At 59.1% G+C, this 10,410-nt stretch carries 12 protein-coding genes and 1 pseudogene; 5 read left to right on the top strand and 8 right to left on the bottom strand.

Annotated elements, in window-relative coordinates; translation table 11 throughout:
• The first annotated feature begins 31 nt into the window (after positions 1-31).
• A pseudogene (locus tag MEICH_RS25610) lies at positions 32-726 on the top strand (RNA-guided endonuclease InsQ/TnpB family protein).
• A gap of 11 nt (positions 727-737) precedes the next feature.
• Here the strand turns inward: MEICH_RS25610 and MEICH_RS28885 are convergent.
• The 4 genes from MEICH_RS28885 to MEICH_RS30735 all read right to left on the bottom strand — a co-directional run bounded on the left by MEICH_RS28885 (position 738) and on the right by MEICH_RS30735 (position 6,024).
• A complete protein-coding gene (locus MEICH_RS28885; RefSeq protein WP_157202864.1) occupies positions 738-2,747 on the bottom strand; it encodes a Druantia anti-phage system protein DruA in 2,010 nt (669 codons plus the stop codon).
• Positions 2,731-4,605 carry an ATP-binding protein gene (locus MEICH_RS28130; protein WP_084542378.1) on the bottom strand — a complete coding sequence of 625 codons (1,875 nt, stop codon included), beginning with the start codon at positions 4,603-4,605 and terminating at the stop codon, positions 2,731-2,733. The genes MEICH_RS28885 and MEICH_RS28130 overlap by 17 nt, the downstream gene beginning before the upstream one ends.
• Before the next feature lie 76 nt (positions 4,606-4,681).
• Positions 4,682-5,332 carry a sigma-70 family RNA polymerase sigma factor gene (locus MEICH_RS25615; protein WP_169730695.1) on the bottom strand — a complete coding sequence of 217 codons (651 nt, stop codon included), beginning with the start codon at positions 5,330-5,332 and terminating at the stop codon, positions 4,682-4,684.
• A gap of 152 nt (positions 5,333-5,484) precedes the next feature.
• On the bottom strand, positions 5,485-6,024 hold the full coding sequence (locus MEICH_RS30735) for an AbrB/MazE/SpoVT family DNA-binding domain-containing protein (protein WP_157202865.1): 540 nt from the start codon (positions 6,022-6,024) through the stop codon (positions 5,485-5,487).
• A gap of 499 nt (positions 6,025-6,523) precedes the next feature.
• On the opposite strand from MEICH_RS30735, the gene MEICH_RS30740 reads away from it, so the two are divergent.
• A complete protein-coding gene (locus tag MEICH_RS30740) occupies positions 6,524-6,781 on the top strand; it encodes a helix-turn-helix domain-containing protein (RefSeq protein WP_084542380.1) in 258 nt (85 codons plus the stop codon).
• A 5-nt stretch (positions 6,782-6,786) separates the two neighbouring features.
• Here the strand turns inward: MEICH_RS30740 and MEICH_RS0116215 are convergent, their stop codons facing one another.
• The 4 genes from MEICH_RS0116215 to MEICH_RS0116225 are packed head-to-tail and all read right to left on the bottom strand — an operon-like array spanning position 6,787 to position 8,935.
• Positions 6,787-7,824: a PDDEXK nuclease domain-containing protein gene (locus MEICH_RS0116215; protein WP_036219500.1), complete on the bottom strand. Its 1,038-nt coding sequence runs from the start codon at positions 7,822-7,824 to the stop codon at positions 6,787-6,789.
• Between the two features lie 15 nt (positions 7,825-7,839).
• Positions 7,840-8,145: a hypothetical protein gene (locus MEICH_RS28895; protein ID WP_157202866.1), complete on the bottom strand. Its 306-nt coding sequence runs from the start codon at positions 8,143-8,145 to the stop codon at positions 7,840-7,842.
• Entirely contained in the window at positions 8,142-8,732 is a 591-nt protein-coding gene (locus MEICH_RS0116220; RefSeq protein WP_027893461.1) for a ParA family protein, read from the bottom strand. The genes MEICH_RS28895 and MEICH_RS0116220 overlap by 4 nt, the downstream gene beginning before the upstream one ends.
• On the bottom strand, positions 8,729-8,935 hold the full coding sequence (locus MEICH_RS0116225) for a helix-turn-helix domain-containing protein (RefSeq protein WP_027893462.1): 207 nt from the start codon (positions 8,933-8,935) through the stop codon (positions 8,729-8,731). Before MEICH_RS0116225 ends, MEICH_RS0116220 begins: the two co-directional genes overlap by 4 nt.
• 170 nt (positions 8,936-9,105) lie before the next feature.
• On the opposite strand from MEICH_RS0116225, the gene MEICH_RS27325 reads away from it, so the two are divergent.
• From MEICH_RS27325 to MEICH_RS29490, 3 genes are all read left to right on the top strand, one after another.
• Entirely contained in the window at positions 9,106-9,321 is a 216-nt protein-coding gene (locus tag MEICH_RS27325; RefSeq protein ID WP_051304278.1) for an AAA family ATPase, read from the top strand.
• Between the two features lie 335 nt (positions 9,322-9,656).
• On the top strand, positions 9,657-10,223 hold the full coding sequence (locus MEICH_RS30255) for a hypothetical protein (RefSeq protein ID WP_245453151.1): 567 nt from the start codon (positions 9,657-9,659) through the stop codon (positions 10,221-10,223).
• The coding region (locus MEICH_RS29490; RefSeq protein WP_245587693.1) for an ankyrin repeat domain-containing protein at positions 10,109-10,410 on the top strand (302 nt) is incomplete at its 3' end. The genes MEICH_RS30255 and MEICH_RS29490, both read left to right, overlap by 115 nt.

The following is a 10,410-nucleotide window of genomic DNA, read 5'->3' on the forward strand; positions in this document are numbered from 1 at the left end:
CTGGTACGTCACCCTGACCGCCGAGTTCGAGATGCCTGAGGTGCCCTTGCCCCCTGCCAACCCTGAACGGGTAGTAGGGATAGACCTCGGGTTGAAGGACTTCGCGGTGCTTTCGGACGGTACGAGAATCGCCCCGCCCAAGTTCTACCGCAAGGGGCTGAGCAAGCTGCGTAGGGCGCAGCGGGAGCTTTCCCGCAAGCAGAAAGGGGCAAGAACCGTGATAAGGCCAGGCATCGGCTGAGCAAGGTACACGCCAGGGTGCGTAACCAGCGGCAGGACTGGCTGCACAAGCTGACCACCGGACTCGTCCAGAAGTACGACGGGCTGTGCATCGAAGACCTGAACCTGAAGGGGATGGCGAGAACCAAGCTGTCCACATCGGTGCTGGACGCGGCGTTGGGCGAGTTCCGCAGGCAACTGGAGTACAAAACGGTCTGGCACCGCAAACATCTCGCCGTGATTGACCGCTACTTCCCCAGCAGCAAGCTCTGTCGGGAGTGCGGGACAATCCACACCGCCCTCACCCTCTCGGACAGGGTTTGGACCTGTGGGTGCGGGGCGGTGCACGACCGAGACCTGAACGCGGCGCGAAACATCCGCGCCGAAGGAATCCACAGGATTCCCGTCGCCGTGGGGCACACGGAGACGCAAAACGCTTGGGGAGCCGCCGTAAGACCTACGCATGGTGGGCAGGCGGCAACGAACCAAGAATCCCACGCGCTTTAGCCGTGGGAGTGTCAAAACAATGTAGACTGGGTTTCTGGTCCAACAAACAGTTTGGCAATAAATGACTCTCGATTTAGTATAGCTATTCGCCTCAAAACCTCAGGATTTTGTATGCGCTTTGAGACCCAACGACGTAGCCATGCTCGTGAAATAGCATCGGCAGACGCAGCCGTGGTGGTGATGCTGTCCCCGAGCCCCAAAAGCTTCTGTCGAGCTCCCGGGAATACCTCACATGCGTAAAGAATACGCGGGGTACCATGGGCGAGGATCAGCTCTGGGTCGATACCTAGAGCCTCTAGACCTTGCCTAATTTGTCGAAGTCTAGGATTCATTCCCTCACCAAAGACGTTGTTGACCCACCGATGTCCGTTGGACTGTACTGAGAGGCGCCGTAAGGCTTCAACAGTTTCGCTCGAGAGGTGGATGCTGCCTACTCCCTTGAGCAATCCCAACTCCTCCCACTTCACATCGAAAGGAAGTTCCGGGTGATCTTTGGCTCGTAAGTAGAGCCGATTGTACTGACTGCTTCCGACTCCATACAGGCTAGTCGTGGTAATTACCAAGAGGTCGACTGGCCGAGATACGGCCCTGCCGGCCATCTGCGATGCGATGACGCTCTCTTGGCCTCGGTAGCGGTCTACGTAAAGTCGCCGGACTTCCTCAGATGCCATTAAGGATGCTACCAGCTTACCGCCCAAAATTTCGTTATACGGGGCAATAGCCCCGCAAACACTGAGATCTGGTACGGCAGTTGCCATCCCAGCCTTACGCAATTCCGCTAGTGCAAGCGAGATAGCCCGCTTTCCTGCGGATCTTTTAAGCATGGCTTTGAGGGCCTCGCCGGGTTGATCGTGATAACCCGCAGCATGAAATTCCTTCAACGCTGAAAGGAGCTTTGATAACAGGAGGGCGCGCTTCTGAACGAATAATGGCAGCTCAGAGGCCGCCCTCCAGTCAATCTCGCCATTCGCTGTGGTTGGAAGCGTTTTTGCTGCGCGAGGACCCCCTGATTTCCGTTTTTTACGCGACACGTGGCTTATTTGAACCAAGCGTTCGATTACTGTCTTGCCAGGTGAGTTGAATTCCTCTAGTGTAAGAAGGTCATCCCATCGCACCAGCGTTAAAGATTCCCGGATACCGGAATAAAGAGCTCGGGCAAGCTCTTCCGCAGGAAATACCTCGTCTCGAATAGCCTGCGTGAGAGGTTCTAACTCCCAGCCGATCCAATGATCCCGCAACATTAAGCGAGGTGAACTTGCTAGCATGCCTATACCCATCACCGGGCGGTTGGGCCTGGCTGCGTTACGGATTAAGAAAGCCAGAGAGCGTCCAGGAACTGATCGGTACTCAAGCGACCAGGTGTGCCGAAAGAACCTCCATATGTCAAAGAGATCTAGGCCGGTGTCAGGATCTTTCACCCCAGCAACGGCTAGCTCAATGACTGGGTGAATAACGTTGTAGAGTGCCTCGTGTCTCCGGGGTTCGGGAAGTCCTATTATGTCGGCGAGTAAATCGGCGAGTTGGGGACCATCATCGACGAGATCAAGAATTGAAGTTGGGCGCCCCCTGTGATTTCTAAGGCGTAACATCCGGCCAAGAAACTCCTGCACGGAAGGGGTTCTCAGCTGGCGATCACGGCCCACCCTGAGACTTGCCCGGATGCGTGCTTTCGCAACGCTCAAGTCCTCGCCTGGTTCAACAAGCTTGGGTCTTTCGAGCCAAATGGTTCTACTATCAATGCTGATTTCCCACCCCTGGTCATGAAGGTCGGCCAGTACCAACGCCGCAGAAGCTAATCCTGGGCGGTGTTTTTCACGGTATGCCAGACGTCTGAGGGGCGTACTTGAGTTCTTTACGTCCTCAAGAATTGTGTTGATCAATTTCGTATGCTCTTCGGTTGACAACGAAGGACTAAACCTGATCTTTTCAGCGCTGTTATCTTGGGCCTTAAACCGGGAATCCCCGGATGCCTTTGCGGCATCCGGGGTATACGGTCCTAGGAGCCTAAATGTCGTCTTCATCGAGCTCCTCAGTTTCTACCATCTCCAATTTTGCCTTTGCTTCAGGTTGCTTCTCCATCTGCTTAAGTGCGGCCCGTAAAGTATTTGACCATTCAATACGCTCAACCTCATAGAAAGTTCGGGTTTCCTTCGTACCCTTCAATTCACATAAACCTATGCAGAAGAGCAACAACTCCAGCCCGGCCCGGAATTGAACTGTAGCAGCACGAAGTTCTTCTTCGCGAACCCCTGTAATCAGCAAAGGTCTAGCATAAACTTCAGAGTAGAACGGATGATCTTGGTTGATGATTAGGACTGTTTGAGACCCTCGTTGCTCTACCCGGAAGAACGGTCCAAGCACCGTATTTTCCTCTTCGACCTTATAGGGCCGCTCCTCTGTTTCCTTCTTGACAGCTTCAGCGATGACTTCAGGTTCTACACCAGCCTGTTCGGCTCGGCGTTTGATCTCCCTCCTCAGTCCCTCATCCGCGAGTTCGCGGAATTCCTCTGTAGTAACTTCTGAGGGGCGACGTCTAAACTTTTCTGCTTCACGCATGGCTACTTCAGACAAACGCGGCTGATCGGAAGAGGTTTCAATTTTTACCTTAAGCGCATCAGCCTCTTTCCTGTAACGCGCCCTCATTTGCTGAAGCGCAGCAGCAACCAAGTGATCCTTGAGTATTGCAAAAATTCTGTCTGATGGAATAATCTGCTGCTTGCTTGTAGTTACGCTGAACTCCTCGTCTAGGGTTGGGGGGAAGTCCAGCTCAACCTTAGTAAAGCGGTCGTTATTCTGGAAGTTGAAGGGGGCCACACCAGTGGTCCTAAGCACGTCAATCTGCCTACCGTTGCGTAGTATGATCAAGCCGTTATTTTCAGCCATGATCTTGTTACGGCCCTTAGCAGCGCTGCTTTTGCCCTTGTTAAAATCAGGGGGGAGATAAGCGAACCGTACGGTAATAACTCCCTGCAATTCTTTTGTCTCGGGATCCCTCACCTCGATGTATGTTGGCAGCAAAGGCTCGGCCATAGGTAAGTTATCATCCGAGTAAAATCGTGCTCGAGGTGTGAGGAACAAGGGATCAACGGCCTCAACCTGCCTACCATTTACCTTGATAGTGAGGTTCCTGAGGAAATTCCTGTAGATCAGTCCGAAATGCTCAAGCAGATGGGTCTCGAACCACTGGGGAGTACGACGCTCCAGCCGGTCGAGTTTGTCAATGACAATTACAGTGCCATGGGGTAGGCCCGCTGGGAAGTGCTCTGAGAGATAGGACTGAACCCAATCCGGTAACTCTGCGGGCTTTGCTGGAGGCACACCAATCCCCCCCGAAGATGTCATGTAGTCCGCAAGGCGGTCGATGTCGACGGTCACCGAGTGCCACTTCCCTCCAGGGGTACAGGAGTAGACGGTGAAGCGCCTGCCGAGCCCCACACTGGCACTTGGCAGCCCAAAGCCGTAGCGCCCGAAGCCCTTACGGTCGTTCTCTCGGTGAGTGCCGCCCCACCGCACAGCCAATCGGATCATTTCTGGATCCATCCCGTGCCCGTCGTCTATGACGGCAAGTTCAGAGATCCGCTTCTCTTCCAACTTCCAGGTAACATGAACGTGTGTGGCCTCGGCCTGCTGAGAGTTGTCGATCAACTCATCCAGCATCGTTCCGAAGCTCTTATAACCCAAGTCACGCATCCCCCTCACGAACGCCTCGCTTACCACCAGCGAAGGTTCATGACCCTGCATCGACGCTACGTACTTGCGTTGACGCTGCAAATCCGATTCAAGCTCGATCATGGCTTCTCCTTCTTTCACAACCTTTGCGGCTGCTGTTTGGGGGTTCCGTTCTTGCTTTGGGGTGAGGACCAGGTCTTTACGGATCATACTGTTCTCCTTTGAAGCGACCTTTACGCCCGCTTCACCCTATTGTTGGGATGGTGGGGGGCGGTGTTAACCCCCTTTACCCCACGAAACCCCGCCATCTTGCTAGGTGGCGCTGTCCCTGCTGGTAAATCCGCCTCATGCGCTGAGATACCGCAGCCCTGGAAATCCCTAGTTCTCTGGCAACCTCAGCCTGCGGTTTATCTTCCCAGTACACAGTTTTCAGAAGAGCACGTTGCTCGGCTGTCAAATGCTGCGTAAACCCCTGCACATCGCCGGCACACAGGTCTCGCTCGATTTGGTCGGTATACTCGACGCTGGGTTCCCTAAATACGTCGATGCTTTGCATCTCTTCGAGAGAAAGCAAATGCTGCTGTCCGAGGTGGGCTTTAGCAATGAGGTTCAAGGCCATGTAGTAGACGTGCTTACCAATGAAAGTAAGTAGCTGATTTTGCGTTGGGTCATATTTAGGGAGTAAGTCAAGAGTGAGTAAGGCTAGTTCTGTAAATACCTCATCCCACAGGTCGTCACTGGGACGGACGCCGAGATAGTTCGCGGCCCCCTTCATCTGACTTTGAAGGAACCTCCCTACCTTGGCAAGGAGTGCTACCTGTGCTCCTTGCTGGTCAGGATGTCCCTCATACACAGCAATACGAACCAACTCGGAGATCTCGAGCTGGTTCAGCGCCTCATCCGTACTAGAAAACGTAATTGTACCAACTTTTCCCATGCTAACCTCCGTTTGGCGACCTTTGCGGCCGCGTTCGGCTGCCATTGGGCAACGAGCGGATGCGTGGCCATCGGGTTAGCTGGTCTTTGCGACCATGAACCCGGGGTTTTCGCACCCCCCTCATCTTTATTATGACACACTCAGTCGAAATGTTAACGGGGCATCAGGAAGTCTTTGAGCTTATGCCTGTCTCCCCGTAATAGCAGTTCTAGTGGTGATCGATTCTGAGGGCCCGGTCTCTCCTTATGAAGCCACCTACGAACCCTCGGCCAAGAGCCGAGCAGGGCCCGAAGTTCAATTAAATACCGGCAAAGCCAAGAAAGATGACCAAGCGTAGACGGAGTTGGTGAGTCCAACCCTTCCTCTGAAGTTCTAACGATCTCAGCCAGGGCGCGGCGGCTTATTCCCATCAACAAGGCGATTCTCCGGGTGTCGAATTTGGTTTGGCGATCCGGGCCGATGAGTACTAGTCCAGCATGGGGTGACGCTTCGATGGAAAACTGTTCGAGGGACTTGATGTAGCAGTTGCCCCCCTCAAACACGAATAGTAGCTGATCCCCTGTCCTAAGCCCTAACAATTCTCGCACCATGTCGGGGATGACTACCCGGCCCAGGTGATCGATACGGTTTACTCCCATTAGGGTGCCGCTCGGCACAATATCCCCACTCTTTCGTGTCGTCATATTGCACATTCTAGCACTAGTGGTATAATTTTGTTGGGATATTTAGGGGTGCAAAAATGGCGAAAAAGCCCATCAGCACATACTCAGTCAGAGATGGCACACCCTCCCATATAAGTCTAAATAGACGGGGCCGGCGGGGGAGTGACACCGCAACCTTAGGTGCGGTGAGCAAGGCTTTCTTTGTTGGGCGCGGGGGTGATGAAAGCGATCCCGTGGTATGGGCGTGCTACGTCAACCCAGGGAGTGGTGAGAGGTGGTACGTCCTGACCTATGACGGCGAAAGGATGTTTTTCGGCCTAATAGCAGGTGCCGAAGTTAGACTCGGTGAGTTTGACCGCCTCGAGTTGGAAGCCATTGGAGCCTACCTGGATCCAGAATGGCAACCCAAACCACTATCTGTGGTTCAGCAACTCTGTCTATGTTTTCATTCGCGTAATCCAAGAACCCGATAGCTTGACTATAGCCTTGACTGAGCAGGTAAAGTAAGCAGTCTACAGTACAATGCCCGGTGTTGAGCAGGCACCGAGGCAGTCGCGCCAATTTTTTGAAGGAGAGGCTGGCGGGATTGACCCCAGCTACCAAGCTCGTCTGGTTTTGGATCAGGGAATTTCCCGGCCCTTATAGCAAGAGGAGCTTGGCAGAGGCACTTGGGGTCTCCGAGATGACAGCGACGCGTGCTCTAAAGACTTTGATAGAGCGGGGCCTACTCGAGGTCACTGAGGCTCCCCGTGGCCGTATTCCAGGAAGCTATCGCGCATTGCCTTAGCAAGGCTAATCCCGGAACCCATCCTGGCTTGTCTCAGTCTCGAGTTCCGCCCGCTCGCGCTCGAGTTCCGCCCGCAACTCCTCTTCGCTGGGTAGATGCACTTGGTAGCGTGCGGCAAAGACTTGCTCCTGGCCCCGACGCAGGGCGTAGCGGGCGATGGTGCTGGTGTGGTCAGTGCAAAGAATTAGACCCACCGGAGGGTTCTCCCCCTCCCGCATCTCGTGCTCCTCGTAGTAACCCACATAGGCCAGCATCTGCCCCACGTCCTGAGGTGTGAGCTTACCTACCTTGAGATCAATCAGCACGAAGCAGCGCAGGGTACGGTGGTAGAATACCAGGTCGACATAGTTGTGCTCGGCGTCCACCGAAATGCGTTTCTGCCGGGCCACGAAGAAGAAGTCGCGGCCTAGCTCAAGTAGGAACTGGGTGAGGCGGTCCATCAGGGCCTGCTCTAAGTCGCTCTCCTGCCATTGGCCGCGCTCGGGCAGCCCGGTGAACTCTAAGACGTAGGGATCGCGCACCAGGTCGGCAGGCCGGTGGACCTCGGCCCCCTGGTTAGCCAATGCCAGCACCCCTTCTTTGTCCCGTGAGCGAGCCAGCCGCTCAAAGAGGAGGCTGTTTACCTGGCGCTCGAGTTCGCGGGTGCTCCAGCGTGAGCGGATGGCCTCCTCGAGGTAGAAGCCTCGGGCCTCGGGTTTGTCGACGCGGGAGAGGATGCGGTAGTGGGTCCAGCTCAATTCGGAACGCACCGCGTTCCAATTCGGGAAAGCCTGGTAGAACTCGCGCATGAAGCGTAGGTTGCGCTCGTTGAATCCCTTGCCGAACTCTTGGCTGAGCCGCTCAGCGAGGGATTGGATAAGGCGAGCCCCATACTCAGCCCGCTCGGCGCCCCGCTGCTCCTCTTCTACGATCACCTGCCCGATTTTCCAGTAGGCCCGCACCATCTCGGCGTTGACCGCTTGCAGGGCCTGGGCCCTGGCCTGGGCCAGGATGGCGCGGATGCGCTCTATGGCCTCTTTCGAAGTGGGTAGTAGGTCGCTCATAGACAGTGAAAAGGCCTATTTATGCAATCGCTGGTGAATGGATTTTTGGAGTTCAATATCGCTACCAAGTTGCTCGAGGAGTGCCCTTAGCACTTCACTCCCCCGCACCCCCCGCTCTAGTGCGTAGATCCTCAAAAACCGGTGGAGCTCAGGGTCTAGGTCCACGGTAAAGCGTACCGTTTCCCGCTTCCCGCGCGTGGGGGAGGGCGCGGGATCCTCCCCTGCCGGCTTCTGAGGGCTTGTTTCCTCGGGGGGCTTGGCCCGCTCTCGAGCCGTCACCTCCTTCATCCGTGCCAGGATGTCGCTGGCCTTCTTGCTCATGCCCGCACCCCCAGAAGCTCGTCGAGCGCGGCTTCATACTCGCCCAGGTCCTCCGGTGAGAGGCCGAAGGCAGCAGCGTAACCCTCCCGCAGAGGAATCTCCGCCTCGAGCACCGGCAGCCCCAGCTCGGCCAGCACGTCTCGAGCGGCCTTCGCGCTCTTCGTCCCCCTGCGGACCCGGGTGAGCAGCACCTGGACGCTCAGCGTATTCAGGGGCTCCACCTCGGCCAGCAGCTCGAGCGTGGGACGCAGGCGGTCCAGGTCCATCAGGCTGGGCGGGATGGGCAGGAGCGCCACCTCGCTCGCCATCAAGGCGCTGCGCACGATGGCCGGATCCCCCGGCGGGGTGTCCAGCACCAAGTGGGTGTAGCCGTCGGCGAGCTGGGGGAGCCTCCGGTGCAGGTCGCGGACAGGGAGCGCCACCACCGGGAAAGCCAGGCCGGCCTGCTCGCTCCAGGAGAGGGCCGAGCCCTGCGGGTCAGCATCCACCAGCAGCGTCTTCCCGAGGCGGGAGAACCCGGCGGCCAGGTGGACCGCGGTGGTGGTCTTGCCGGTGCCGCCCTTGAGGTTGACCACGGCGACCCTCACGACCGGGCCTCCTTTAGGCTGCGGTCGAAGGCCTCGAGGGCCTCCTTCCCGCCCAGCAGCCGGGCGGCCTCCTCGCGCGGCACCCGCCAGGTTCGCCCCACCCGCACGCCCCGGATCTCGCCCCCTCGCAGGCGCTTGCGGATGGCCTCCTCGCTGACCTTGAGGGTCCGGGCCAGCTCCTCCACGGTGTAGTAGAGCCCCACGGGCGCATCTTACCCAACCGGGCAAATAGGGGCAAGCTGAAGTCAGTAATCGCTGATTGCAGTAACTGCTGACTTCAGTAAATACTGAGTACAGTAACTACTGATTTACTGGGTTACTGCATTCAGTAACCCAGTAAATCAGTAATGCAGTAAGTACGGAGGTTCCAGGGATGGCATTCGTGGGCAGACAGCAGGAAGGGCGTGCACTCCTCCTTTCGGTGCGCGCCGGGCGCGGGGTGGTGCTGGCGGCCCCGCCGGGCTACGGCAAGAGCGCCCTGCTCGAGGAGGTGCGCCCCGCCCTCGAGGCCTGGAGCGCGGTGGTCTGGTGCGACAAGCTCGCGCCCTTCGGGGCCTTCCTCAAGGACCTCTTCCGGGGGCTGAGGTAGGGGTCCCCCCAGGCCACCACGGGGCACAGCGCGCTCAGCGGGGCCAGCGCCGGCGCGGCCCCCGCCAGGGGCAGCCGGTAAAGCCGGCGGGCGGCGGCCTCGAGGAGGGGAAGGGGGGGAGGGGGGCGCGCATAAGCACAGTGTAGCCGCCCCGGCGTCACCGCCCCCACCCCGACGCCGGTGACGCCGGACGCGCCGGGTATCCTTAAGGCAGCACGGGCCGGGACACCCGCCGAAGGTAGCAGCGCCCTGCTCAGCAGCTTCGACGCAAAACCCGCGCGCCCCCCACCCCGAACCGTTGACGGTCCCGCCACCCCCGTACTACCCTCCCGGCCATGGAGAACGCCGAGAAGGTCGTCATCGGCCGGGGCCTCGAGGCCCTTGAGGCCTGGCGCCGCGCCGGGCGGCTGGGGGAGGAGGAGGACCCGCGGGTGCTCCCCCACCCCGAGCCCGCCGACGTCGACGGGCGCGAGGTGCTGGGCGAGGTGCCGCTGCCCCTGGCCGCACACGCCCGCCTGGTGCGGTGCCTGGGCCCGGCCGAGGGGGAGGAGGCCGGGCAGGTGCGCAGCTACGTGGTGCTCGACCACGAGCGCCTCGAGCGCGAGGCCGAGCGGCTGGCCCTGACCTACGCGCAGGCCCGCGCGGCGCTGTGGAAGAATGGGCAGCCCCTCTCCCTCGGCACCCCCTCCCTCGCGGAGGCCGCCGCCGGCCAGGTGCTGCACCAGGTTGCCGTAGGGCCCAGTGGGTGGCCGTGCACCAGGCCATCGACGCCAGGGACGTGGAGCAGCTGCACCGGCTGCTGCGGGCCGGGGCCCCGCTGGAGGCCCCGGCGGCCGGGGGGGAGAGCCCCCTGCACCACGCCGCGGCGGGGGGCGAGGCCCGGGCCGCGCGGGCGCTGCTGAAGGGGTGGGCCGACCCCGACGCCGCCGACATCGGAGGCCGCACCCCGCTGCACTGGGCGGCCCTCGAGGGGCAGAAGGAAGCGGCGCAGGCCCTGCTGGAGGGAGGGGCCGACCCCCGCCGCCCCGACGTCGACGGCGTGACCCCCGAGGACCTGGCCCGCGCGCGGGGCCTCGAGCTGGGGCCGGA

This window comes from Calidithermus chliarophilus DSM 9957, assembly GCF_000430045.1.
Lineage (GTDB): Bacteria > Deinococcota > Deinococci > Deinococcales > Thermaceae > Calidithermus > Calidithermus chliarophilus.